The organism is Pseudomonas sp. TH07, assembly GCF_016651285.1.
GTDB lineage: Bacteria > Pseudomonadota > Gammaproteobacteria > Pseudomonadales > Pseudomonadaceae > Aquipseudomonas.
In genome coordinates this window covers 4,064,108-4,088,482 of sequence record NZ_JAEKED010000001.1, presented here as the reverse complement: position 1 = coordinate 4,088,482, position 24,375 = coordinate 4,064,108, and the positions used below count along the sequence as shown (strand labels likewise).

Genomic DNA, 24,375 nt, shown 5'->3' with positions numbered 1-24,375 from the left:
GGCGACTGTGGCCGCCAGACAGCTTCGCTGCGCTCAACTCCAACAACAATCACAAGGAGCAAGCCATGTCCCACAGCACGCAAAACCTCACTGAACTGATCGACCAGAGCCCGCTCTCGCGTTTGCAGATACGGGTGCTGGTCCTGTGTTTCCTGGTGGTATTGCTGGACGGTTTCGACACCGCCGCCATCGGCTACATCGCCCCGGAACTCCTGCAAAGCTGGCACATCGAGCGTGCCCAACTGGCGCCGGTGTTTGGCGCCGGGCTGTTCGGCATGCTGCTGGGCAGCTTCTGCTTTGGCCCCCTGGCCGACCGCCATGGGCGCAAGAGCGTGCTGCTGGTGTGCGTGCTGATTTTCGCCCTCGGCACCCTGGCCTCGGCGCTCTCGCCGTCGGTGGAGGTGCTGGCGGTGTTGCGTTTTATCACCGGCATCGGCCTGGGCGGGGTGCTGCCCAACTGCATCACCCTGAGCTCCGAATACTCACCGGCGCGGCGGCGCATGCTGCTGGTCACCCTGAGTTATTCCGGGTTTACCCTGGGCCTGGCCCTGGGCGGCGCGGTGGCCGGGGTGCTGCTGCCCCTGGTGGGCTGGCAGGGCTTGCTGTTGATCGGTGGCCTGGCGCCGCTGCTGCTGTGGCCGGTGTTGTGGTTCGCCTTGCCCGAGTCGGTGTGTTTCATGGCCGACAGCCCGCGTCATCAGGCCGCGTTGCGGCGCACGGTGGAGCGCATCAGCGGGCGCGAGGATTGGCACGGTGTGCGCTTTATCGGCGACGCCGCGCAACGCGCCGGGCACTCGTCGGTGGCGGCGCTGTTCAGCCAGGGCCAGATGGCCCGCACCCTGCTGCTGTGGCTGACCTTCTTCTGCTGCCTGTTTGTGTTCTACCTGCTGACCAACTGGCTGCCCACCGTGCTCCGCGGCAGCGGCTACAGCACGGCAAATGCGGCGCAGATCAGCGCGATGATTCCCCTGGGCGGAGTGCTCGGCGGGATCGCCATGGCCTTGCTGATGGACCGCCTGGGCGCCCTGCGCGTGCTGCCGCTGCTGTGCCTGACCGGCGCCGTGGCCCTGGCCTGCACCGGCAGCCAGTTGGAGCACGGCGCACGCTTGCTGGCGATTGTGTTCCTGGCCGGTTTCAGCCTGACCGGGACCCTGAACAACCTCAGTGTCCTGGCCGCGACCCTGTACCCCACCCGCTCGCGCGCCACGGGCGTCAGCTGGGCACTGGCCGCCGGGCGCGCCGGCTCGATCATCGGTTCGATGCTCGGCGGCTGGATCTTCAGCAGCGCGGGCGACCTGCCGCAGTTCTTTATCTGGATCGCGGTGCCGGTGCTGATCGCCAGCCTGGCGCTGATGCTGATGAACAGCCAGGGCCGGCACCAAGAGGCGCCGGTCGAGAGCTGATGGCCAGGTACTGCTGAACCTGAAAAAAAAATGCCGCTGCGCCCAACAGGCCCAGCGGCATTTTTTATGCGGCAACCGGCTTAGAAAATATCCAGCGGGTAGTCGGTGATCAGGCGGAACTCATCGATATTGCCCTCGCCCTGGGCCGCATTGGCGCGGTGCCAGGTTTGCCGCAGGCGCAGGCTCAGGTCCTTGAGCGGGCCGCTCTGCACCACGTAACGGGCTTCGAGGTTGGTCTCGCGGTGGGTCCCGTCCTTGCCGTAGAAACCGGCGTAGGGGCTGCCCACCGGCATGTGCGTACCGTCGATGCCGGAGCCGCGCAGGTAGCGCGCCATCAGCTTCAGGCCCGGTACGCCGTAGCTGTCCATCGCCAGGTCGTAGCGCAATTGCCAGGAGCGTTCGTTGGGGCCGTTGAAGTCCGAATACTGCGCCGAGTTCGGCAGATAGATCGACGCCCCCTGGTCGCGGCCATTGCGCCCGTTGCGGTCGATATCACCCACCCCGAGGTAGTCGAACGGCGTGTTGCCATCCACATTCTGCAGGGCCAGGGTCAGGCGATGGGCGCCCAGGCCGTAGAACACCGATGCGCCAAGGGTGGTGTTGTCGATGGCCCCGGCCTTGGCCTGGCCGGTGTCGACGGTGCGGTACAAGTTCAGGTCGAAGCCCACTTGCTGGCGCTCGTCCAGGTCGGTACTGCCGTTGAAGTTGGCGTAGTACTGGTTCCAGATGTCTGCAAAGCGTGCGGTGTACAGGCTGGCACCGAGCTTGTCGCTGAACTGGTAGTCGGCGCCCAGGTAGTCCACCGACGGCGTGGTGACCCCGGCGTAGAACGCCCAGAGATCACCGTCACTGTTGGTGGTGACGTGGCCGCTGGCCGAGGTGAAGTGCCCGGCCCGCAGCTTCAGGCCTTGCACTTCCCGGCTGTCGAGGGCAAAGCCGGTGGCGGCCTGGGGAATCAGGCGGTTGTGGCCGACGGCGAACACCGGGGTGTCCACCGACTGCTCGCCGTAACGCAGCACGGTCTCGGAAATCCGCAGCTTGAGCGCCGCGCCACCCTTGGAGTATTCGTCCGCCGGCTTGCCGTTATCGTGCACCGGCAGGTTGTAGGTGCCGATCTTGCCGCCCGAGGCATCCAGCTTCAGGCCCAGGGTGCCGAAGGCATCGACCCCGACCCCGACCGTGCCTTGGGTAAAGCCGGAACTGAAACGCGCGATAAAGCCCTGGGTCCAGTCTTTGCGGTCGCGGCGCCCGTCCTGGATGCTGCGGTTGAGGTAGTAGTTGCGGCTGAGCAGGGTCAGGTGGCTGTCTTCGATAAAGCCGCTTTCGCCCTCGCCAGCCGCGGCCGCCAACGGCAGCGAGCACAGCAGGGGCAGCAGCAACAGGGTATGGGGATGGGTTGGTTGACGCATGGGTGCCTCTTTTCTTGTTGTTGTAATAAGCCTGCACGCGCCATCGCGCACAGCCGTGAGCCCAAGCCGATAAGCGGCCCGGAACGGTCCAGGGGGGGCAGGGTGAAGGTGGGGCCGTGTCCGGCCCCGGGTACTCAGTGACGGATCGGCAACGGCTTGGGGGCGTCTGCAATGAGGGGCGCCTTGTGCCGGAAGCGCAGGAAGTAAATCAGCAGGATCAGCCCCAGGAACGGCAGGCCGATCCACAGGGTCAATTCGAACTCGGCGGTGAACAGCGTAGTGACCATCACCGCCAGCATCAGCAGCAACCCGCCGAGGCTGGTCCAGGGGTAGCCCCAGAGTTTGAACGCCAGCGGCTGGTCGCCCTGTTGCCGACGAAAGAACAGGTGGGTAAGGAAGATCCCGGCCCAGGTGAACATCGCGCCGAACATGGCAATCGACATCATCAGGGTGAAGGCCTTGTCGGCGTACGCCAGGTAGAGCAAGGTCGCCAGGGCAATTCCCAGGGACGACAGCAGCAGCGCCGGCAACGGCACGCCCTTGTCGTTGAGCTTGCCGAACACCGCCGGCGCCTGGCCGGCGCGCGACAGGCTGAACATCAGCCGGGTGGTGATGTACAGCTGGCTGTTCATCGCCGACAGCGCGGCAATCAGGATCACCGCGTTGAACACCGCGCCCGCATAGGGAATGCCGGTGGCCGCCATCACCGTGACGAACGGGCTTTCGCCACCGCTGTTTTTGCCCCAGGGCACAATGGCCAGGACCAGCGCGATGGTCAGCAGGTAGAACACCACCAGCCGCACCACGGTAATGCGAAAGGCACGGGTCACGGCCTGTTGCGGGTCCTTGGCCTCGCCGGCGGCGACCGCGATCATCTCGATGCTCAGGTAACTGAAGAACGCCACGATCACCGCCACCCAGGTGCCCCACAAGCCATTGGGGAAGAACCCGCGGTCATTGCTGTAGTTGGCAAAGCCGATGCTCGATTGGGCCGGGGCGTCGAACACCACCCAGGCGCCGAGCAGGATAAAACCGACGATGGCGCACAGCTTGAGCAAGGAAAAAACATACTCGATGCTGCCGAACACTTTGACGCTGAAGGCGTTGGCCAGAATCAGCGCCATCGAGAAGGTGACCATCCAGTAGCCACCCGGCACCTCGGGGTACCAGTACTTCATGTACATCGCCGCCGCGGTGATTTCGGTGCCCACGGCAAACACGATGGAGGCCCAGTAGGCATAGCGGATGGCGAAGCCGAACCAGGGCGCGACGTAGAACTCGGCGAACGAGCCGAACGAACCCGAGGTCGGGTGGCGCACGGTCATTTCCGCCAGGCAGCCCATCAGCAGCAGCGCGATCACCGCGCCGATGCCGTAGCTGATCAGCACGCTGGGGCCGGCAAAGCCGATGGCGAAACCACTGCCCAGGAACAGCCCGGTACCAATGGCGCCACCGATGGCGATCATCGACAGCTGGCCACTGGTCAGGCTCTGCTTGAGGCCTTTTTCGCGGTCTGAAACCTGTTCGAATGTGCGTGTTGTTTTTGTCATGACATTCATGCTCCAGGGCTTGGCGTGGGAACTCAGGTCACCGATTTACGGGCAAGGAATTCCGGGCGATCCCATTCTTGTTGTTCAAGGATGTGTTTGAGGGCGGCCACGGCATCCCAGACATCCTGGTAACCGTTGTAGAGCGGCGCGAAACCGAAGCGCAAAAGGTCCGGCGCGCGGAAGTCGCCGATGATGCCGCGCGCGATCAGTGCCTGCATCACCGCGTAGGCCTGGGCATGGGCCAGGGACACCTGGCTGCCGCGCTGCCCGGCCTCGCGCGGGCTGCGCAGCTCCACACCGAGCCCGCCCAGGTGCTGATCACAGAGCTCGATGAACAGGTCGCCCAGGGCTTCGCTCTTGGCCCGCAGGGCGCTCATGTCGACGTCGTCGAACACCTCCAGCGCGGCCTCCAGGGCCAATACCCCGAGTTGTGGCGCGGTGCCCACCAGCATGCGGTCGATGGTCGGGTGCGGGACGTAGTCGTGGGTGAAATCAAAAGGCTTGGCGTGGCCGTGCCAACCGGTGAGCGGCTGGCGCACCTGGGGAATATGGCGTTCGGCGACAAACACGAATGCCGGCGCTCCCGGGCCACCGTTGAGGTATTTGTAGCCACAGCCCACGGCGAAGTCGGCGCCGGCCTGGTTCAGCTCGATGGGCATGGCCCCGGCCGAGTGGCACAGGTCCCAGACCACCAGCACCCCAAGCTCGTGGGCACGGGCGGTAATGGCCGCCATGTCGTAGCGGCGCCCGGACTTGAAGTTGACGTGGGTCAGCGAGAGGATCGCCACGTCTTCGCCAAGGGCGTCCAGCACCTGCTCCGGCTCCACGCAGCGCAACTCGCAGGCGGTCAGCTCGGCCACGCCCTGGGCGATGTACACGTCGGAGGGGAAGTTGCCGCGCTCGGCCAGAATCACCTTGCGCCCCGGCTGCATGCGCAGGGCCGCCACCAGCACCTTGAACAGGTTGATCGAGGTCGAATCGGCGACGATCACCTCATGACCCTGGGCTCCGATCAGCCGGGCGATTTTGGCTCCGGTGCGCTGCGGCGCCGGGTACCAGTCGGCATCGTTCCAGGACCGGATCAGGCCCTGGGCCCACTCCTGGCGCAAGACCTTGTCCATGCGCTCGGGCACATGGGCCGGCATCGCGCCAATGGAGTTGCCATCGAAGTAGATCTGGTCCCTGGGCAAATCAAAACGTGCGCGAAAACGCCTGAGTTCATCCACCTGGTCAAGATGAACGCAATAATCGCGCGTACGGAGCGGGGTCGAGCTGGACATACGGATCCCTCGGGGCATTGTTCTTATTAGTCGGTGCGGCAGACAGCCCATAGACGCCCGCGGATCCTAACTCCGGCATCCATTACCCGATAATAGAAAAGGTGACCCTGGGTATTCCAAATCGACATAGATATCGCAAGCGCTGCAGCCCTCGCGAACACCCCGCGGGGAAACCCCGCGGGAAACCCCCTGTAGCCGCTCGGGCCGCGTTTGGACGCTGGCCCGTGAGGACACCGTGGCGCATCAAGGCACGAGGATTATTTTCTCGCTGGTGCCTTGGTTGACCTGTGCGTAGCGCTCCAGCCCCTGTTCCAGGGGCGCTTCTACCAGGCCTTCGGGCAATGGCAGCAAGCCTTGATCGAAGAACCGACCAAACTGCTCCAGCATCAGGGCGCAGGCGTCGACGCCGTACAGCAGAGAGTTGATCCCCACCAGCGAGCCGCCCCGCCGGTACAGGGCCAGGGCCGGCAGTTGCACGTGGCCGTCGACCGGTGCGGCGATGATCGCGATGCGACCAAACGGGGCCAGGGCCGGCACCGCGGCCGGCAACCAGAAGCCGGTGGTGTCGAAAATCACCTCGGCACCGCCGCTGTAGAGGTCATTGACCTGCGCCGCCAAGGCTTCGGGCTCGGTCAATTGCAAGGTGGCATACCCCTGGGCCCGCAGCGCCTCGGTCTGCTCGGGTCGACGCACCGCCGCCAGTACCTGGGCACCGCTGACCTTGGCCAGGGCCAGGGCCGCAGTGGCCACGGCACCACCGCCGATCACCAGCAGACGCGTACCCGAGCCCACCTGGCTGCGTTGCAAGGCATCCCAGGCTGTGGTGTACGGCACCCCGAGGCTGGCGGCCTGGGCAAAACTCAGGTGCCGGGGTTTAGGCGCCACGCCCTTGGCCGACAACACCACGTACTCGGCATGGCAGCCATCGGCGAAAAAACCCAGTTCCTTGCCGGTGCCCCAGACTTCCTGCCCCAGCAGCGCCTGCGGCCCGTCCACCACCACCCCGGCAAAATCGCGCCCGGGGATGCGCGGCAAGGTGGTGTAGGGAAAGCGCCCCAGCACATTCTTCACATCACTGGGGTTGAGGCCCGCCGCCTTGATCTGCACCAACACCTGCCCGGCGCCCGGCACCGGAGTCGGCACCTCGACCGATTGCAGCGCCGCGAGGTCACCGGTACGGGAAAATTGCAGTGCTTTCATAAGTGTCTTCATCCAACTGAGTAAGGGGTTTCAGGACCACCAGCCACTGAGCCACTGCCGCCCGATGGGCCACAGCTGCTCCCCGGCCAACATGCCGAGCAGGCCCACCAGGGCGATGGCCGGAGGTGCCGGAGAACGAACGTTCAGGGCGCCATAGAGCAAGCCGACGCCCAGGCCGATGGCCAGGGAAATGAGGTAACTCATGACAGACTCCATGGGGGGCGGGAGTGATTGGGCATGCCGCGAGTGTAGGCAGGTGCCGCCCGGGCGATCGGTCAAGGGCTTCTGAATTTCGGCCAAGATGAGGCGCGACACCGGGTCGACGCACGGCCATCGCCAGGGCCCTTGCCCTGCCCCGGCGCTGTCAGCCCGCTGCGCGCAGGCCCTGCTCCGCGCCGTACTGCGACGGCGCCACTCCCAGCTCGCGGCGGAACATGTCGCTGAAGCTGCTGGGGGAATAGCCCAACTCCCGGGCGATGCTGCCGATCGGCACGCCCTGGATCAGCTCGGCGGCGGCCGTGGCCAGTTGCACCTGGCGGCGCCACTGCGCAAAGCCCATGCCCAGACCATCCTTGAACAGCCGGGCCAGGGTGCGCACGCTGGCCCCGGCCGCATCGGCGTGCTGCTCGAAGGAAATGGCCAGGGACGGTGCAGCCATCACCGCCTGGCACAGGTTCATCAGCCGTCGCTCGCCACCGTCCGGCAGGGGGATTTTCAGCAACGAGCGCCGGGCCCGGCGCAGCTCCAGCAAGGCCAGCCCCACCAGCGCCTCGTAGTACTCCGGCTGCGGCTGATCCTGTTCGACCAGACGCACGATCAACTCGCGCAGCAGGTTATCCACCTGCAACACCTGGACCTGGCTGTCCAGCGTCGCCGCCAGGGACGGGCGCAGGTAGATATTGCGCATCTGCAGGTCGCTGACCACGCGAATGCCGTGGGGCACCCCCGGTGGCAACCACACCGCGCGCTGGGGCGGCACCACCAGCGCCTCGCTGGGCGTCTCGACCCACATCACCCCGCTCATGGCGTACAGCAACTGGCCCCAGACATGCTGATGCGGCTCGATAAACAGCCCGCGCGGGTAGGTGCGCGCCAGGGGTTGCACCGGCACATCGGTATCGCTGAGGTCGGGAGGCGTGGCAAGGGCCATGACAAGGCACGTGATTGATCGAGGGGTGGCCATGGTAACCAGCCGCTCCGGGCGCCGCCAGCGCCCGCAGATCCCCCCGAACGGAGCCCTGTGCACTGCGCGACGAACCCGTTCGAATGAATCGGCGCCAAGGGCTCTACCGCTGGTGCCGCCGCCGGGCAATCGGAGTGAATTATTTGCGCCACGCAGGATCACTTAAGCATCACAGGGAGAATTAATGGCTTTATGAACAACGCAAAACTTTTCGTCATCGAATACACCCTGCACGGCACGCCGAAGTCTTTCATCATCCGCCTGGACAAGATGGACAACGCCGAAGCCTGGCATTGGGCAAGCTGCGATGCAGGGGTCGGCCGGATCGGGCGTTTCGGTCGGGAGCAGGTGAAAAAAACCAGCAAGCCGCTGGCGGAGAAATTCGGCATCGAAAACGTGACGTGGCGCCCGTCAGTCTGAAACCTCAGGCTTGATCCCGATAAAGCAGATTCACCTTCATCACGCCAGGCGTTGAAAGCGGAGCCCTACCCGGCTCCGCCTGTCATTGGCCGTCAGCCCTCCCCGGAACCCTCGGCACATTTGCAGCCCTCGGTCGATGCACAGGGCTGGCCCTGGGCATGGTGCTCGGCACAGCCTTCGCAGCAGTAGTGCTTGCCCTGATGGACGATGGCATTGGCGCCGACTTTGCATTTGCAGCTCGGGCAGGCACAGGTCTGATCATTCATGGTGTGACTCCTTTGGCAGTGGTCGTCAGGGCGCAGGGTTTTTCCGCCCCTGAAACAGTGACTGCCTGGGGTGAAAGCAAGTTCCGGGAACTTGACGCCTGCTCAAGCTCAAGCAACGCGGCTCGGCGCCGGCTAAGATAGCCGCCCCACCGCCCGCCCCGACAGGACGTCACCATGCGCAAGGAATACCTGGCCTTTTTCAGCTCGCTGTTTGTCTCGCGGCTGGCAGATCAGATTCTGCTGTTCCTGGTGCCGCTGATCGTGTTCCAGACCACCGGCAGCGCTGCCTGGGCCGGCCTGGCGTTTTTCATTGAATCACTGCCGCGCTACCTGGCCTTTCCGGTGTGCGGCGCCCTCTGCGACAAGTACTCGCCGATCAAGGTGCTGCACATCAGCCAGGTCTACCGGGCCCTGGCCTGTGTGCTGGCGATGGCGCTGCACGGGGTCTTCGGCGGGATCGGCTGGGTGATCGCGCTCTCGGCGCTGTGCGGCGTGCTGACCACCCAGGGCCTGATGGCCCGGGAAGTGCTGTTGCCGCACATCTTCAGTGATTACAGCTACACCAAGACCCTGTCCTACTCGCAGATTGCCGATCAGGCCGGCCTGGTACTCGGGCCCCTGGTGGCCGCGCTGCTGCTGGAATTCTGCGCCTGGCACTGGGTGGTGCTGTGGGTGGCCGGGCTGTTCCTGCTGGCCGACCTGGGGATGGGAGTGTGGCAGCGCCACAACCGCACCCCCCTGGAAAGCTTCGATCAACACCGGGATATCTGGCTGCAACCGCTGCGCATCGCTTTCCGGCATATCGCTGAGCAGCCACAACTGCAGAAAATCATCACCCTGGCGGTCGGGGTCAACCTGATCATCGGCGTGACCCTGGCCACCTCGGCGGCCATGGTCATCGGCCAGTACAGCGCCAGCAAAGATGACTACGCCAGCCTGCAAGCGGTCGGTGCCCTGGTGACCATCGGCATCCTGCTGTTTCTCGCCCGCGTCACCCTGCCATTGCGGGTGCTGGGGCTGGTGGCCTACCTGATGATTGGCGGCGGCGCCTTTATCTGCGCCCTGAGCCCGGGGCTGTCGGGCTATGTGCTGGGTTTTTTGCTGATTGTCGGCTTCGACAAAATGTTCAATGTCTATATCCGCAGCCTGCGCCAGCAAGTGATTCCGACCCGGGATTTCGGCAAGACCGTGGGCGTGCTGACCCTGCTCAACAACCTGTCCCAACCCCTGGCCGGTTTGCTGGTGGCGCTGCTGGCCACGCCCTGGGGCACACAACGGGTGATCCTGGCCCTGGCCGGGCTCAGTGCGCTGATCGGCATCGGCGCGCTGTGGCGCTTCGGCAGCGGCGCCAGACCTGAGCGGGGCTGATCAGTCCCAGCCCTCCAGGCGCAAGGTGGCGCGCACCAGGCGCTGCTCTTCGTTTTCGATTTCCCGCAGGTTGTCGCAGATGCTCTGGATATGGGCCACCGCCGCCTTGCGCGCCTGTTCGGGCAGGCGGCCGGTCACGGCGTTGTAGAGCCGCGCATGCTGACGATCGATCTGGCGTTTCTGCACGTCGCGGTGGTAGAGGTTGTTGACCGAGGCGAACACCGAGCTCAACAGCAGATCGGTCAATGAAGCCAGGGTCTGCACCAGCACCGGGTTATGGGAGGCCTCGCAGATCGCCAGATGGAAGGCATGATCGAGCCGGGCGTGGGCCGAGGCCTCCAGCGTCTGCTCGCGGGCGTCGACCAGGGCCTGATAGGCGCGGCCGATCAACACAAAATCGGCCTCGGTGCCGCGCAATGCCGCCAGGCGCGCCGACTCGCCTTCCAGCAGGCTGCGCACCTCGAACAGGTCATACAGGGTCCGCGGCTGGGAGCTGAACAAGTGCATCAACGGCGAGGCCGGGCCCTGCCCTGACAAATCCGCGACGAACGAGCCCTTGCCCTGGGCGGTGTCGATTATGCCCCGCGCCCGCAGCAGTTGCAGGCCTTCGCGCAAGGCGGTGCGCGAGACGCCGAGTTTTTCCGTGAGCCGTCGCTCCGAGGGTAAGCGCTGCCCGGTCTTGAGCACGCCGTCGACGATCAAGCGCTCGATGCGCTGGCACACCACGTCTGCGACATGGGGTTGTGGCGGGGTATGGCTGGCGCTCATGGGCTCTCCAACTGGTATGACCAGAAGCGACCGCTAAACCCCGGCCACCGACTGGGCGATTCAAGCCATTGAAATGCGTGGTTTTAAGTCGACCCGCAAGCAGTCACCGCTGCACAAACTGGTTCGACCACCCTGGCGCCCGATGGACAGTAAAGCCCGCCGGGCCAATGATGCAAGGCAGCCGTTGCTGACAACGCGCCCTAATAAAAACAACTCAGGGTCATTAGCCGCCCATGAATATTCTCTACGACGAACGCGTCGACGGTGCCCTGCCGACGGTGGACAAAGCCGCATTGCTCAAGACCCTGCAAGCGCGCTTGCCGGACCTGGAGCTGCTGCATCAGCTGGAAGAATTGCGCCCCTATGAGTGCGACGGGCTCTCGGCGTACCGTACTACGCCGATGCTGGTGGCCCTGCCGCGCCACCTCGACCAGGTGCAGACCCTGTTGCAGATCTGCCATGAATGGCGGGTTCCGGTGGTGGCACGCGGCGCTGGCACCGGGTTGTCCGGCGGCGCCCTGCCCCTGGAAAAAGGCCTGCTGCTGGTGATGGCGCGCTTCAACGCCATCTTGCACATCGACCCGGCAGCCCGCACCGCCCGGGTCCAGCCAGGGGTGCGCAACCTGGCAATCTCCCAGGCGGCGGCGCCCTTTGGCCTGTATTACGCGCCCGACCCGTCGTCGCAGATCGCCTGCTCCATCGGCGGCAACGTTGCGGAAAACGCCGGTGGCGTGCACTGCCTGAAATACGGGCTGACGGTGCACAACCTGTTGCAGGTGGACGTGCTCACAGTCGAGGGCGAGCGCCTGACCCTGGGCAGCGAAGCCCTGGATTCCCCGGGGTTCGACCTGCTGGCGCTGTTCACCGGTTCCGAAGGCATGCTCGGGGTGATCACCGAGGTCACGGTCAAGTTGCTGCCCAAGCCGCAGATCGCCAAGGTGCTGCTGGCGGCGTTCGACTCGGTGGAAAAGGCCGGTGCCGCGGTGGCCGACATCATCGCCGCCGGCATCATCCCCGGTGGCCTGGAGATGATGGACAACCTGGCGCTGCGCGCCGCCGAAGACTTTATCCACGCCGGCTACCCGGTGGAGGCCGAGGCCATTCTGCTGTGTGAACTGGACGGTGTGGAAGCCGATGTGCACGACGACTGCGAGCGGGTGCGCGCCGTGCTGGAACGCGCCGGCGCCACCGAGGTGCGCCAGGCCCGGGACGAAGCCGAACGCGTGCGCTTCTGGGCCGGGCGCAAGAACGCGTTTCCGGCGGTGGGCCGGCTGTCACCGGATTACTACTGCATGGACGGCACCATCCCCCGCCGCGAACTGCCCGGGGTGCTCAAGGGCATTGCCGCGCTGGCCGCCGAGTACCAGTTGCGGGTGGCCAACGTGTTTCATGCCGGCGACGGCAATATGCACCCGCTGATTCTGTTCGATGCCAACCAGCCCGGCGAACTGGACCGCGCAGAAGCCCTGGGGGGCAAGATCCTCGAACTGTGCGTCAAGGTCGGCGGCAGCATCACCGGCGAACACGGCGTCGGCCGGGAAAAAATCAACCAGATGTGCGCCCAGTTCAACAGCGACGAGTTGACCCTGTTCCACGCGGTCAAGGCCGCCTTCGACCCCGGCGGCCTGCTCAATCCGGGCAAGAACATCCCGACCCTGCATCGCTGCGCCGAATTCGGCGCGATGCATGTGCACCTGGGGCAACTGCCCTTCCCTGAGCTGGAGCGTTTCTGATGACCGAGCCACAGAACGTCGACGCCAGCGCCAGCCTGTTGGAACAGGTCAACCAGGCCCTGCTGCGCCGCACACCGCTGCGGATCCAGGGCGGCAACAGCAAGGCCGGCCTCGGGCGCCCCACCGAGGGCCAGGTGCTCGACACCCGCGCCCATCGCGGCATCGTCAGTTACGACCCGACCGAACTGGTAATCACCGTCCGCGCCGGCACCCCGCTGCACCAACTGCACGCCGCACTGGAGCGCGCCGGGCAAATGCTGCCCTGCGAGCCGCCGAGCCTGGGGGCCGAGGCCACTGTCGGCGGCATGGTCGCCGCCGGGTTGTCCGGGCCACGGCGGCCGTGGTCGGGCTCGGTGCGCGACTTTGTGCTCGGGACCCGGGTCATCACCGGCACCGGCAAGCACCTGCGCTTTGGCGGCGAAGTGATGAAAAACGTCGCCGGCTACGACCTTTCGCGCTTGCTCGCCGGCAGTTTCGGCTGCCTCGGCCTGCTCACCGAAGTCTCGCTGAAGGTCCTGCCCAAGCCCCGGCAGTGCCTGAGCCTGGCCCTGGAAATGGACAGCGCCCGGGCCTTGGCCAAGCTCGCCGAATGGGGCCAGCAGCCACTGCCGATCAGTGCCGCCAGCCACGATGGCCAGCGCCTGCACCTGCGGCTGGAGGGCGGCGCCGGATCGGTGGCGGCGGCCCACGAGCGTCTGGGGGCGAGCCATTGGCGTCCGCCTACTGGAGCGACCTGAACGAACAGCGCCTGGCATTTTTTGCCCAGGCACTGCCGCTGTGGCGCCTGTCGCTGCCGACCAACACCGGCCCCCTGGACCTGCCCGGCGAGCAGTTGATCGATTGGGCCGGGGCCCAGCGCTGGCTCAAGTCCGACGCCAGTGCCGAACAGATCCGCGCCCGGGTCCAGGCCGTCGGCGGGCATGCCACCTGCTACCGTCCGGGCCTGATCGACAGCCCGTTCCAGCCGCTGGCGCCGACCCTGCTGCGCTATCACCGGCAACTCAAGGCACAACTGGACCCGCAAGGGATCTTCAACCCGGGCCGACTGTACGCGGAGCTTTGAACCATGCAGACCACGTTGAGCGACCAGGCGCGGCAACTGCCCCGCGCCGCAGAGGCCGAACGCATCCTGCGCAGTTGCGTGCATTGCGGTTTCTGCAACGCCACCTGCCCGACCTATCAGCTGCTGGGGGATGAACTGGATGGCCCGCGCGGGCGGATCTACCTGATCAAGCAGGTGCTCGAAGGCCAGCCGGCGACGGTCAAGACCCAGCAGCACCTGGACCGCTGCCTGTCGTGCCGCAACTGTGAAACCACCTGCCCCTCCGGGGTCGACTACCACAACCTGCTGGACATCGGCCGCGCGCTGGTGGACGCCACGGTGCCGCGCCCGCTGGGCCAGCGCCTGCTGCGCCAGGGGCTGAGGGCGCTGGTGCCCAACCCGCAGTTGTTCAAGGCCCTGGTCAACAGCGGCGAACGCTTGCGCCCGCTGCTGCCCCAGGCCCTGCAAGGCAAGCTGCCGCGCCGGGTCCAGGTGGCCGAGGCGCGCCCCGGCAACGCCCATGCGCGCCAGGTGCTGCTGCTGGAAGGCTGTGTGCAGCCGGGGCTGTCGCCCAATACCAATGCCGCCACCGCGCGGGTCCTGGACCGCCTGGGCATCGGCATCCGGCCCGTGCCCCAGGCCGGCTGCTGCGGCGCTGTGGACTATCACCTGGATGCCCAGGAAGCAGGCCTGGATCGGGCGCGACGCAATATCGACGCCTGGTGGCCACTGCTGGAAAACGGCGCCGAAGCCATCGTCCAGACCGCCAGCGGCTGCGGCGCCTTCGTCAAGGATTACGCCCACCTCCTGGCCCACGACCCGCGCTACGCGGCCAAGGCCGAACGTGTCAGTGCCATGGCCCGCGACCTGGTGCAGTTCCTGGGCGACGAGCCCCTGGAACAGCTCGGCGTCCACGGCGAGCAGCGCCTGGCCTTCCACTGCCCCTGCACCTTGCAGCACGCGCAGAAACTCGGCGGCGCGGTAGAGGCGGTGCTCGTGCGCCTGGGCTTCAACCTCACGGCGGTGCCCGACAGCCACCTGTGCTGCGGCTCGGCGGGCACCTATTCACTGACCCAGCCCGAGTTGGCGCGACAACTGCGTGACAATAAACTCAGCGCCCTGGAAAGTGGCCACCCGGATGTCATCGTCACCGCCAATATCGGCTGCCAGACCCACCTCGACGGCGCCGGCCGCACGCCGGTCCGGCACTGGATCGAACTGGTGGACGGTGCATTGCCCCATCAGCCCCCTGCTCCCCGGAGAACCCCATGAACAGCAAAGCCGTATTGAGCCAGACCGAAGTCAGCCAGATTCTTGCCGCCGCGCGCGACGAGGCCCAGGCCAACCAGTGGGCGGTGAGCATCGCCATCGTCGATGACGGCGGCCATCCACTGGCCTTCGAACGCCTGGACGGCGCCTCGCCGGCCAGTGCCTATATCGCCACCGAAAAGGCCCGGACTTCGGCCCTGGGTCGCCGCGAATCGCGGCTCTACGAAGAGATGGTCAACGGCGGGCGCACGGCGTTTCTCTCGGCACCGCTGTTGATCTGCCTCGAAGGCGCAGTGCCGATCATCGTCGACGGCCAGGTGGTCGGCGCCGTCGGGGTGTCGGGGGTCAAGTCCGAGCAGGACGCCCAGGTTGCCCGCCGCGGCGCCCAAAGCCTCGGCTGAATCCCCCGTGGCTCAGGCCTGGCGGGCACTGCTGCGGTACATGAACAGCAGCGCCAGGGCCAGGCAGACCATCGCCAGCACCCGGCTGCCCGACAACTCGATGGCCGGGTTGCCGAGCCAGCCGAAGTTGTCGATCAGCATGCCCATGCCCAGTTGCCCGACGATCACCGCCACCGTGGCCACCGCCGTGCCAACCCGGGGCACCGCGCCGACCATGACCATCATGTACACCACACCGAACAGCGCGCCGGCCAGTTGCCACTTGGGCACATCAAGCAGACTCACGGCGTGCGCCGGCTCGAAAAACACAATCAGCAGCGCCGTCACCACCGTGCCCACGGCAAAGGTCAGCAGGCTGCTGCGCAGGACCCCGACCGTCTCTCCCAGGCGCCCATTGATCGCCGCCTGCACACTCAACACCGCGCCGGCGGCCACTACCACAACCAACAATAGAATCAGGTTCATGCTTAACCTCGGGCAATCAGGACAAGGGCGGCGACAATCAGCGCCAGGGCCAGCCAGCGCTCGCCGTTGACCCGCTTGCGGGCACTGCCGAACCAGCCGAAATGGTCGATCAACACGCTCTTGCCGACCTGGCCGGAGAGGATCGCGATCATGGTCATGGCGATGCCGATATGGGGCGTGGCCAGGGTCAGCACCACCACATAGATCGGCCCCAGAAAGCCGCCGATCAACTGCCAGCGCGGCAGCTCGCTGAAGGCCGGGCCCTGCTGGCGGCCGCTGAGCAGCAACAGCAGAAACAGCAGCGCCGCACCGACGCCGAAGATGCTCAAGGTCGCCCACAGGTGCCCGACTTGCACCCCCAGCGGCCCGAGCAGCCCGGCCTCCACCGACAGCCCCATGCCGGCGAGGATCACCAGCGGCAGCAGCAACAGGCGCAGCCAGGGGTTGGGAACGGGGGCCGCCACGGCCGGGGTCGGGGCTGCCGCGACGTGATCAAGGGAAGAAGCCTGCATGGGAAACCTGCGTCAAGGAGTAAGGGAATGCGCCCATTATCGATTGCCGATCCTTTGCGATAAATGGGAGCATGCCGACAACACCTTTGCGTATTACGCACGGCAAGGACCGATCATGCACGGCTTCAATGAACTGGGTTTCAAGGCACTGCGCCTGTTTGTGGCGGTGCTCGACCTCGGCAGCTTTTCCGCGGTGGCCCGGCGCGAAGGCCTCGCGCCGTCGTCGATCTCGCGGCAGATCCAGCTGATGGAACAGGCCCTGAGCCAGCAGTTGCTCTACCGCCATACCCGGGCAGTCAGCCCCACCGAGGCCGGACGCCTGCTGGGCTACCACGCGCGGCGGGTCCTGGCGCAGTGGGAAGAAGCCGAACAGGCGCTGCAGGAACAGGAAAGCGAGCCCAGCGGGCTGGTGCGGATCAACGCACCGGTGGTGTTTGGCCAGCGCCACCTGTCGCCATGGCTGGGGGAACTGTGTCGGCGTTATCCGAAATTGCAGCTGGATATCCAGCAGACCGACAGCTACGTCGACCCCTTGCAGGAAGGCGCCGACCTGCTGTTTCGCATCGGCAGCCTCAACGATTCGGGGATGCAGGCACGGATCTTCGCCCCGCACCGCTACCGCATCGCCGCCAGCCCGGCGTACCTCGCCGAACACGGCACGCCGCACCACCCCGAGCAACTGGCGGCGCACCAGTGCCTGGCCTACAAGGGCGAGACCGGCCAGCAGCGCTGGTTCTTCCGCCAGGACGACATGGACTGGACGCCCTACAGCGTCAAAGGCGCGATCACCGGCAACCACGCCGATACCCTGACCCAGGCCGCCGAGCAAGGGCTGGGGTTGGTACTGTTTCCATCGTGGCTGATCGGCGAAGCCCTGCGCGAAGGACGGCTAGTGCCGCTGTTCGGCGACTACCAGGTAGCCACCAGCCTCGAACCCCAACAAATCGCCGCCCTGTGGCCCGGCAGCCGACGCCTGTCAGTCAAAGTGCGCACCGTGATCGACTTCTTCGTCGAAAAATTCGGCCCCGTGCCCTACTGGGACCAATAACCGTAGCCGCCGAGGTCGGGTGTAGCCGCTTGCTGGCCGTGTGTCGGGAACGCGCAGTTGCCAACCCAGGCCGGCCGGAAGGCCGCCGTCTTGCTCTTGATGTTGATCTGCAGCGCCCCGTTAAACCACGCTGGCCGAACGCAGGCAGTGAGCCGTGGGCAACCCGGCAGGACGCCGGGTTAGCCGCGCTGGGCCAGGGATGGCCCATCGCGGCGGCCCACGGATCACTGCCGGAGTGAGGGCATGCCGAGCCTAGGCGAGGCACCGAGTGGTGGGGCAAGAGCGTTTTGCTTACTTTTGCGCTTTTCAAAAGTGAGCCGCTGTAAGAGCGGAACCCATACCCGCCACACCCGCAGCAACGGATATGCCCCCCAATAAAACCAAGGCGCCAGGTCTTGGGGGCCGCTGCGGGCCCAGCAGGAGCAAGCTCCCTCGCCACAAGATGTACGAAACCCCGGAGCCACATCCAAAGCCCCCCCAAAAAAACCCTCAACCCCACTACAGAACACTCAACCCAACCACTGCCCGATCAACCACGCATTAGCCCCACTAATCACAACAAACAACCCCCAAGCGAGAACCCGAGTCGGCCACCGATTAACAAACACCCCCATCAACTGCCGATCGTTAGTCATACGAATCAACGGATACAACGCAAACGGCAATTGCAGACTCAACACCACCTGACTCAACACCAACAGTTGCCCCACCGCCCCATCCCCCAACAACCAAACCCCAACAAACGCCGGGATCAGCGCCAGACCACGGGTAATCAAACGCCGCTGCCAGCACGGCAAACGCAGATTGAGGTAACCCTCCATAATCACCTGGCCGGCAATGGTCCCGGTAAAGGTCGAACTCTGCCCCGACGCCAGCAACGCCACGCCAAACAGCACACTGGCCAGGGCCCCGCCCACCAGGGGATCAAGCAGGTGATAGGCATCCTGAATCTCCACCACCTCGGTGTGCCCGGTCTGGTGGAACGCCGCGGCAGCGAGGATCAGGATCGCCGCGTTGACCAGCAGCGCCAGGGCCAGGGAGCCGATGGTGTCGATGCGCGACAGCTTGATCGCATCCTCGCGACTGGCCTGGTCGTGCCCCACCAGCCGGGTCTGCACGATCGAAGTGTGCAGGTACAGGTTATGGGGCATCACCGTGGCGCCGAGGATACCGATCGCCAGGTACAGCGGCGCGGCGTCGCTGACCGCCGCCAGCGACGGGACAAAGCCGCGAGCCACGTCCGGCCAGTAGGGTTTGATCAGCAGCAACTCAATGAAGAAACACACGCCGATGGTTGCCACCAGCACCAGCATGATTGCTTCCAGGCGGCGAAAGCCCCGGTTCTGCAGGGCCAGGATCAGCAAGGTGTCGAAGGCGGTAATGATGATCCCGGTGCTCAGCGACACCCCGAGCAACAGGTGGAACGCCAGGGCGCAGCCCAGCACTTCGGCCAGGTCGGTGGCAATGATCGAGATCTCCGCCAGCAGCCACTGGGTGCGCGCCGCGCGGGGGCTGTAGCGCTGGCGACAGAGTTGCGCCAGGTCGCGCCCGGTGGCGATGCCCAGGCGCGAACACAGGCATTGCACGACCATCCCCGCCAGGCTCGCCAGCAGCACCACGAACAACAGGCTGTAGCCATAGCGCGAGCCGGCCTCGATGGCCGTGGCCCAGTTGCCGGGGTCCATGTAGCCAATGGAAATCAGCAGTCCGGGGCCGGCGAAACGCAGGACACGCTTGAACAACGAGGCAGTGGGGTCAACGCTGATGCTGCCCGCCACTTCCGGTGGACAGAAGGGAGCGGTAGCGATTTTCGGCAAGGTCAATTTCACGGACACATCCAGCAACATGAAACAATGGCCCAGCTTAGACGTTTGCGCCGCCACGCCCAAGCCTGAAAACCGAGGCCCAGGCGCGTATGCTGCTGGCACCTCAACCCTGGCACCCAAGGATTGGCATGAACTCCAGCTCCCCGCCTTTTTTACAACCCGGTGACCGGGTGCTGCTGTTCGACGGTGTGTGCAAGTTGTGCAATGCCTCGGTCGGCTTCGTCATCCGCCACGACACCCGGCGCCGGATCAAACTGGCCTCGGTGCAATCGGTGGAGGGCCAGGCCCTGCTCGCCTGGTTCGGCCTGCCCACCGAGCGTTTCGACACCGTGGCCTTGATCGACGACCAGCAGTTGTATACCCGCTCCGGGGCCTTTATCCAGCTGATGCGCCACCTGCCGCGGCCCTGGTCCTGGCTCAGGGTATTGCGCCTGGTGCCGCGACCGCTGCGCGACTGGGGTTACGACCGGATCGCCCGCAACCGCTATCGGCTGTTCGGCCGTTACGACCAGTGCCTGCTGCCCAGCGCCGAGCACCGCGGACGCTTTCTCAACCATCAGGACTGACCCGGCTGGCGGCGGAAGAACAACGTGACCTGCCCCAGTTCGACCCCGAACTTGGTCATGTAGGAGCGGTTGGCCAGGGTGTTTTCATCCAGCAGGTACATCCAGTCGTCGAAGTGCACCTGATAGGTCTTGCCGTCCACCGGCAGGTTCAGCACATAGCGCCAGCGCAAGGTATTGCCGGACACCTCGCCCAGGGCTTCGCCGACCACATCGCCCGCGGTGCCGCGCCAGATACCCGGGCCGTCCGGGTGCAGGGTCCAGATCCGGGTCTGGCGGGTGCCGTCGCTGTAGGTGAAGTCTTCGTGCATGACAAAGGTGTCGCCCTCGCTGTGGCTGTCGATCACGACATGGAAGCGCTTGATCACCTCCCCCGAGCGCTTCTGAAACAGCCCCCAGGCCTCGACCCGTCCGCTGAAGAACTGGCGCAGTTCCAGGGGCGGCGTCTGTTCGCGGTAGTGAGTGACATCAATACCGCCGCAACCGGCGAGGCCGGCGCCCAGGCCCAACAACAGAATCCAGGTTTTCCACATGCTCATGGCCCTCGGCCGTTCAGGGTTTTGCCTGGCCCAGCAACTGCCGGCGCAATTCGGGGTTGCGCGTACGCGGGTCCAGCCAGATATCAAAAAAGGCCCGGGCAAACGCCGGGTCCCTGACCTCATGCCGCAGTTGCTGGTCGACAAAAAACTGCGCGCCCTGCCCCGGCAGAAACACCCCGGTGATGACGGTGCCGGCCTGCACATCGACAAACGACTGCTGCATCTGCGCCTGCCAACGGCTCAATTGCTCGGCACTGACCGCAGAACCGGACAGGCGCTTGATCTCATCGAGGCTGGCCTTCACCAGATCGTCGCGGCTGATGCTGCGGCGATAGGTCAGCTCCAGGGCGAACGGGGTGTCCGCTGCCAGCGGCGTGACCGGGCTCCAGAGCCGGGCGTTGTAGAGTTTGAAACCAAACCAGCTGAACTCGCCGCTACCCACCACCCGGGCACCGGGCAGCGTCTGCTGCCAGCCGGCCGCCGCCGTGGCACTGAGCACCAGCAGCAGCCACAACCAGGGCCGCCAGGCGGATCCGCCGCGACGCTTGCAGCTTCCTCCAGGCTCGGGCACAAGCGAATTCATGGCAGCACGTCCTGATAGGAGCCCGCCTCAATCTGCTTGAGTGCCTGGCCCGGCTGAACAAAGGTGGACCCGAGGTAGCCGATTGCTTGACTGGCCCAGCCCTGGCGCTGCCCGGACTTGACCTCGGGTCCACTAACCATGGAGCGGTGGATCCCATTCGCAGGGCCGCCACTCTCAATACCTATACAACACAATTAAGAATGTATAACTATTTAGCGGATATTGACGCAAAAACCAATCAAAATCCGAAAAAACCTATACAAAACGAACAAGCCGACCTGCCCATGGTTGTACATACGGATCAGGTCGAAGAATGGATGCACACGCGGTGCAATGATTGGCCAGGGGCTGCCCTGCTCGCCGGCGCCTTTTATCCGAACCGCCATAACCCGCTGGAGTGTCGCTCGGGGCCCGTGGGATGATGCGCGCCTGACGCGATCACTCTGGAGAATCTGCATGTCATTGTTCGGTAAAAAAGCCCTGGGCCTGGCCCTGGTAGCCTTGCTCGGCCTGGGCGCGGCGAGCGTCTATGCGGCCCAGCCAAGTGCCGCTGGCGCCACAGCGCAAAAGGTCTCGATGCTGGGCGGCAAACTTGCCTTCAGCCTGCCCAAAGGCTTCACGGCCACGGTGCTGCCCGCCGGCAGCGCGGCCAACGGCACCGCCGGGGCGACCGGCACCCTGTACTCCAACAACGACACCAAGACTGCGGTGATCGCTGCGGAAAACACCATCCCCAATGGGCAACAGGCCAAGGACAACGACGCCCCGTTCCTCGACGCAGCCGTGGCGGGGTTTCTCAAGCAACAGGCAGCGGCCCTGCCGGATTTCACCAAGCAAAGTGAAAAGAGCCTGACCATCAAGGGCCTGGGCGTACGCCAGATCGACAGCAGCGCCACCATGGGCGGCGGCAAGACCCTGAACTCGACCCTGCTGGCCGCTTCCGGCGGGCGTATCGCGGTAATCCAGGTGGTGTCGCGGATCAGCGACAAGGCCGGTCACGAGGCCCTGATGAAACAGATCCTCGGCCGCTGAGCAGGCCTGGCAGCGGTCCCGGAACCTGTTCACGAACCAGCCAGCGACGCTCAGGCATTGTTAACGCCCCTGAGCTAGGCGCAGCAGGTCGTGAACAGGTTCTCAGGGGTTGAGCCGCTGCAACCAGTCCTTGAGGTCGTGGACTTCACTCTCGCTGATGCTGTGCCCCAGGCCCGGGTAGGCATGAAATTCCGGCGCCAGGCCCAGGCCCTGCAGCAGGCTGTTGGCCTCTGAGCCATCGCTGTAGGGCAGGCGCTGATCGGCAGTGCCATGGCCGATGAAAATCGCCAGGTGCTTCAACCCCGGGTCGGGCTTGAGCTGCGACCTCAGCACCGGCAGCACACTGCCGCTCAGTGCCGCAATCCCACGCACCGCCTGCGGGTGCCGCAAGCCGACTTCATAGGACATGATCGCGCCCTGGCTGAAGCCCAGTAAGAACACCTTGTCAGGCGGGGTCTGATACTTGGCCGCAGCCTTGGCCACAAAGGCCTCGAGCACCTGGGCGCTGCTGGCCAGTTCCTCGGTCACGCCGTCATAGGCCCCGTCGCCCTTCTTGTGGAACCACTGATAACTGCCCTCCTCCAGCACCTGGGGTGCCCGTACCGAGAGGTAGGTGTAGCCGGCCGGCAGCTGCTCTTTGAGCCCGAACAGGTCCTCCTCGTTGCTGCCGTAGCCATGCAGGAAAATCACCAGCGGCTGGTTGCGGGTATCGGCGCCGGCCTGCTCCAGGTACTGCAACGGCAGGTCACTGTGCAGCGTGGGCGAGCCGGACTGAGCCTGGGCTGAGGCGCAGGCCAGCAGCAACGGCACCAGCCAGCACTTGAGCAGCGAGGTCTTGGACATGAGGCGTTTTCCTTTCACGGCGCGGCGGGTAGCCACAAGGCGGGTGACTGAAGATCGGACCGACAAACAGCGATGAGATTCAGCCGACCGGCCTCAGCGGGTTGCGCACTCCGCGCCAGGCCAGGGGTGACAGCACCAGCACCGCCAGTAAAAAGCCCAGCTGGGACAGGTAAAAGGTTTGTGTCCATTGCCCATGGGCGGCGACGTAGAAACTGTTGTGCAGCACGTCACAGGCAATGATCGCCAGGGTCAGGAGCAGGCCCCAGCGCGGCCTGAACCACAGCAGCAGCGCCGCCAGCGGATCAAGCACGGTCAACGCGCCCCAGAACACCCGGCTGGCCAGCAAGGTCTGGGGGCCATAGCCGTAATCCCAGAGCCAGCCGTGATCAAGCACGGCCCGCAGGTGATTGGCGGTCGCCGCCAACAAGCACAAGGCGAACAGCAGGCGAATCAGCAGAGAACATCGGTGCATGGAGCCATTCGCCTTCAAAGAGATCGGGTCAGTCGTTGATCAGCTTGCCCGCGCGAATCGCGTCGCGCCCGGCCACCTTGGCCTGCCAGATACCCGGCTGGGTGTAGCGCCCACGGTCCAGGGCAAACAGCACGCCGCGGGTGCCCGCCCGTACCACGCTGACTTTATCCTGCAGCGGGTCGACCACCTCGAACAGCGCATCGCCCTCCTCGACCCACTCGCCGGCTTCACGCAGGAAACTGACCACGCCGTGGTGAGGGGCGAACAGGTACTGGGTGCCTTCGAACGGCATGCCTTCGCAACACGCATCGGGGGCTGGCGGCCAGTCGCCGCTGATCAAACCCTGCTCGGCCAGGAACCCCAGGATCGCCTCGCAATTGGCCTGGGCCTGCTCGACCCGGGTGTCACCCATGCTGCCCAGCTCCAGGGTGGTGGCGAGGTTGGCCGGGGGAATCGCCGCCCGGGGAAAGTCCCGGGCCAGGCGCAACCAGGGCGCGGAGCAGGACTCATCGAACGAGCTGCCGCCGGAGTCCTCGCAGAGCAAGGCCACGCCCGCCTTCAACCGCGCGGCCAGGGGTTGCCACTGCGGCCAGTGCTGGGGCAGTGCGTAGAGATGGATCGCCGCTTCGAAATCACAGTGCAGGTCGAGGGTGATCTCGGCCTCGCAGGCATGGCGCAACAGCAGGCGGTGCAAGGCTTCGAGCTGGGAGCCCGGCGCAGGCAAGCGGTCCAGCACCTGGCCCATGGTGCGCCGGATCAGCGCCACGTTGGCCGCAGCGTCAGTGCCCAGCTGGCCACCGATCAGGTCGCCCACCGGGCCGCTGAGTTCAAAGAACGCACGGTTGAAATTCTTCCCGCTGCCCAGCTCGAAGCGCCCCAGGTGGCTGTTTTGCACGTACTGGTCCAGGCCAATGGGATTGGCCACCGGCACCAGCTCGATCACGCCATGCAACTGGCCGTTGGCTTCGAGTTCGCCCAGGCGTTTTTTCAGTTCCCAGGCGGTGCGCATGCCCGGCAGCTCATCGGCGTGCAGGCTGGCCTGGATATACACCTTGCGCGAACCTGCGCCAAAGCGGAACACGCTGAGCTGGCGCTCGCTGCCCAGGTGGCTCCAGGGCAATGGGTGGTCAATACGTTGCATGGCAGCTCCCTGAGGAAAATGGGGTGGCGCAGGATAAAACAGCAGCGCATAAAAAAGGT

26 protein-coding genes and 1 pseudogene are annotated in these 24,375 nt (G+C 65.4%); 10 read left to right on the top strand and 17 right to left on the bottom strand.

Annotated features, from left to right (window positions below; all coding sequences use genetic code 11):
- Nucleotides 1-65 precede the first annotated feature (65 nt).
- A complete protein-coding gene (locus JFU57_RS19110; protein ID WP_201130418.1) occupies nucleotides 66-1,403 on the top strand; it encodes an MFS transporter in 1,338 nt (445 codons plus the stop codon).
- Between the two features lie 80 nt (nucleotides 1,404-1,483).
- On the opposite strand, the gene JFU57_RS19105 is transcribed toward JFU57_RS19110, so the two are convergent.
- From JFU57_RS19105 to JFU57_RS19080, 6 genes are all read right to left on the bottom strand, one after another.
- On the bottom strand, nucleotides 1,484-2,812 hold the full coding sequence (locus JFU57_RS19105) for an OprD family porin (RefSeq protein WP_201130416.1): 1,329 nt from the start codon (nucleotides 2,810-2,812) through the stop codon (nucleotides 1,484-1,486).
- 134 nt (nucleotides 2,813-2,946) lie between these two features.
- Nucleotides 2,947-4,362 carry an amino acid permease gene (locus JFU57_RS19100; protein WP_201130414.1) on the bottom strand — a complete coding sequence of 472 codons (1,416 nt, stop codon included), beginning with the start codon at nucleotides 4,360-4,362 and terminating at the stop codon, nucleotides 2,947-2,949.
- 32 nt (nucleotides 4,363-4,394) lie between these two features.
- On the bottom strand, nucleotides 4,395-5,642 hold the full coding sequence (kynU, locus tag JFU57_RS19095; RefSeq protein ID WP_078473662.1) for a kynureninase: 1,248 nt from the start codon (nucleotides 5,640-5,642) through the stop codon (nucleotides 4,395-4,397).
- A gap of 243 nt (nucleotides 5,643-5,885) precedes the next feature.
- Nucleotides 5,886-6,842 carry a quinone oxidoreductase family protein gene (locus JFU57_RS19090; protein ID WP_201130413.1) on the bottom strand — a complete coding sequence of 319 codons (957 nt, stop codon included), beginning with the start codon at nucleotides 6,840-6,842 and terminating at the stop codon, nucleotides 5,886-5,888.
- A gap of 30 nt (nucleotides 6,843-6,872) precedes the next feature.
- Nucleotides 6,873-7,046, bottom strand: coding sequence for a DUF1427 family protein (locus tag JFU57_RS19085; RefSeq protein WP_020294512.1), 174 nt, complete (start codon nucleotides 7,044-7,046; stop codon nucleotides 6,873-6,875).
- A 160-nt stretch (nucleotides 7,047-7,206) separates the two neighbouring features.
- On the bottom strand, nucleotides 7,207-7,992 hold the full coding sequence (locus JFU57_RS19080; RefSeq protein WP_078473664.1) for an AraC family transcriptional regulator: 786 nt from the start codon (nucleotides 7,990-7,992) through the stop codon (nucleotides 7,207-7,209).
- A gap of 225 nt (nucleotides 7,993-8,217) precedes the next feature.
- On the opposite strand from JFU57_RS19080, the gene JFU57_RS19075 reads away from it, so the two are divergent.
- On the top strand, nucleotides 8,218-8,445 hold the full coding sequence (locus JFU57_RS19075; RefSeq protein ID WP_020294514.1) for a DUF6555 family protein: 228 nt from the start codon (nucleotides 8,218-8,220) through the stop codon (nucleotides 8,443-8,445).
- Nucleotides 8,446-8,537: 92 nt separating this feature from the next.
- Here JFU57_RS19075 and JFU57_RS19070 read toward each other — a convergent pair whose 3' ends face one another.
- Entirely contained in the window at nucleotides 8,538-8,711 is a 174-nt protein-coding gene (locus tag JFU57_RS19070; RefSeq protein ID WP_078473665.1) for a metallothionein, read from the bottom strand.
- Between the two features lie 174 nt (nucleotides 8,712-8,885).
- Between JFU57_RS19070 and JFU57_RS19065 the strand changes: the two genes are divergently transcribed.
- Nucleotides 8,886-10,079 (top strand): MFS transporter, encoded by a 1,194-nt coding sequence (locus JFU57_RS19065; RefSeq protein WP_078473666.1) that lies wholly within the window; start codon nucleotides 8,886-8,888, stop codon nucleotides 10,077-10,079.
- Here JFU57_RS19065 and glcC read toward each other — a convergent pair whose 3' ends face one another.
- The gene (gene glcC / locus JFU57_RS19060) at nucleotides 10,080-10,847 is read right to left on the bottom strand and encodes a transcriptional regulator GlcC (protein ID WP_201130412.1); all 768 of its coding nucleotides are present in this window, start codon (nucleotides 10,845-10,847) and stop codon (nucleotides 10,080-10,082) included.
- Nucleotides 10,848-11,080: 233 nt separating this feature from the next.
- Here glcC and glcD point away from each other — a divergent pair, with 233 nt between their 5' ends.
- From glcD to JFU57_RS19040, 4 genes and pseudogenes are all read left to right on the top strand, one after another.
- Entirely contained in the window at nucleotides 11,081-12,580 is a 1,500-nt protein-coding gene (gene glcD / locus JFU57_RS19055; protein WP_078473668.1) for a glycolate oxidase subunit GlcD, read from the top strand.
- Nucleotides 12,580-13,643 (top strand): annotated as a pseudogene (gene glcE, locus JFU57_RS19050) (glycolate oxidase subunit GlcE). Before glcD ends, glcE begins: the two are co-directional and overlap by 1 nt.
- A gap of 3 nt (nucleotides 13,644-13,646) precedes the next feature.
- Nucleotides 13,647-14,894, top strand: coding sequence for a glycolate oxidase subunit GlcF (gene glcF / locus JFU57_RS19045; protein ID WP_201130411.1), 1,248 nt, complete (start codon nucleotides 13,647-13,649; stop codon nucleotides 14,892-14,894).
- A complete protein-coding gene (locus tag JFU57_RS19040; RefSeq protein WP_201130410.1) occupies nucleotides 14,891-15,292 on the top strand; it encodes a heme-binding protein in 402 nt (133 codons plus the stop codon). Before glcF ends, JFU57_RS19040 begins: the two co-directional genes overlap by 4 nt.
- A 12-nt stretch (nucleotides 15,293-15,304) precedes the next feature.
- On the opposite strand, the gene JFU57_RS19035 is transcribed toward JFU57_RS19040, so the two are convergent.
- Together JFU57_RS19035 and JFU57_RS19030 are read right to left on the bottom strand one after the other, a co-directional pair.
- On the bottom strand, nucleotides 15,305-15,757 hold the full coding sequence (locus JFU57_RS19035) for a DMT family transporter (protein ID WP_201130409.1): 453 nt from the start codon (nucleotides 15,755-15,757) through the stop codon (nucleotides 15,305-15,307).
- Nucleotides 15,758-15,759: 2 nt separating this feature from the next.
- Nucleotides 15,760-16,269 (bottom strand): DMT family transporter, encoded by a 510-nt coding sequence (locus tag JFU57_RS19030; RefSeq protein WP_078473673.1) that lies wholly within the window; start codon nucleotides 16,267-16,269, stop codon nucleotides 15,760-15,762.
- 115 nt (nucleotides 16,270-16,384) lie between these two features.
- On the opposite strand from JFU57_RS19030, the gene JFU57_RS19025 reads away from it, so the two are divergent.
- On the top strand, nucleotides 16,385-17,317 hold the full coding sequence (locus tag JFU57_RS19025) for a LysR family transcriptional regulator (RefSeq protein WP_201130408.1): 933 nt from the start codon (nucleotides 16,385-16,387) through the stop codon (nucleotides 17,315-17,317).
- Nucleotides 17,318-17,826: 509 nt separating this feature from the next.
- Here the strand turns inward: JFU57_RS19025 and JFU57_RS19020 are convergent.
- Complete coding sequence (locus JFU57_RS19020; RefSeq protein WP_201130406.1) at nucleotides 17,827-19,146, bottom strand: Nramp family divalent metal transporter; 1,320 nt, start codon at nucleotides 19,144-19,146, stop codon at nucleotides 17,827-17,829.
- Nucleotides 19,147-19,271: 125 nt separating this feature from the next.
- On the opposite strand from JFU57_RS19020, the gene JFU57_RS19015 reads away from it, so the two are divergent.
- Nucleotides 19,272-19,709: a thiol-disulfide oxidoreductase DCC family protein gene (locus JFU57_RS19015; protein WP_201130404.1), complete on the top strand. Its 438-nt coding sequence runs from the start codon at nucleotides 19,272-19,274 to the stop codon at nucleotides 19,707-19,709.
- On the opposite strand, the gene JFU57_RS19010 is transcribed toward JFU57_RS19015, so the two are convergent.
- From JFU57_RS19010 to JFU57_RS19000, 3 genes are read right to left on the bottom strand one after another with little or no spacing between them, the layout of a single operon-like run.
- Nucleotides 19,700-20,239 (bottom strand): DUF3833 domain-containing protein, encoded by a 540-nt coding sequence (locus JFU57_RS19010; RefSeq protein ID WP_201132149.1) that lies wholly within the window; start codon nucleotides 20,237-20,239, stop codon nucleotides 19,700-19,702. The genes JFU57_RS19015 and JFU57_RS19010 overlap by 10 nt on opposite strands.
- Nucleotides 20,240-20,258: 19 nt before the next feature.
- A complete protein-coding gene (locus tag JFU57_RS19005; protein ID WP_242487589.1) occupies nucleotides 20,259-20,828 on the bottom strand; it encodes a chalcone isomerase family protein in 570 nt (189 codons plus the stop codon).
- Nucleotides 20,825-20,968 carry a hypothetical protein gene (locus JFU57_RS19000; protein ID WP_161955776.1) on the bottom strand — a complete coding sequence of 48 codons (144 nt, stop codon included), beginning with the start codon at nucleotides 20,966-20,968 and terminating at the stop codon, nucleotides 20,825-20,827. The genes JFU57_RS19005 and JFU57_RS19000 overlap by 4 nt, the downstream gene beginning before the upstream one ends.
- A gap of 316 nt (nucleotides 20,969-21,284) precedes the next feature.
- Here JFU57_RS19000 and JFU57_RS18995 point away from each other — a divergent pair, with 316 nt between their 5' ends.
- Nucleotides 21,285-21,860 carry a hypothetical protein gene (locus JFU57_RS18995; protein ID WP_078473678.1) on the top strand — a complete coding sequence of 192 codons (576 nt, stop codon included), beginning with the start codon at nucleotides 21,285-21,287 and terminating at the stop codon, nucleotides 21,858-21,860.
- Between the two features lie 102 nt (nucleotides 21,861-21,962).
- Here JFU57_RS18995 and JFU57_RS18990 read toward each other — a convergent pair whose 3' ends face one another.
- The 3 genes from JFU57_RS18990 to JFU57_RS18980 all read right to left on the bottom strand — a co-directional run bounded on the left by JFU57_RS18990 (nucleotide 21,963) and on the right by JFU57_RS18980 (nucleotide 24,316).
- Nucleotides 21,963-22,703 carry an alpha/beta hydrolase gene (locus JFU57_RS18990; protein ID WP_201130402.1) on the bottom strand — a complete coding sequence of 247 codons (741 nt, stop codon included), beginning with the start codon at nucleotides 22,701-22,703 and terminating at the stop codon, nucleotides 21,963-21,965.
- Nucleotides 22,704-22,782: 79 nt separating this feature from the next.
- Entirely contained in the window at nucleotides 22,783-23,175 is a 393-nt protein-coding gene (locus JFU57_RS18985; protein ID WP_201130400.1) for a hypothetical protein, read from the bottom strand.
- 28 nt (nucleotides 23,176-23,203) lie between these two features.
- The gene (locus JFU57_RS18980; protein ID WP_201130398.1) at nucleotides 23,204-24,316 is read right to left on the bottom strand and encodes a succinylglutamate desuccinylase/aspartoacylase family protein; all 1,113 of its coding nucleotides are present in this window, start codon (nucleotides 24,314-24,316) and stop codon (nucleotides 23,204-23,206) included.
- Nucleotides 24,317-24,375 lie beyond the last annotated feature (59 nt).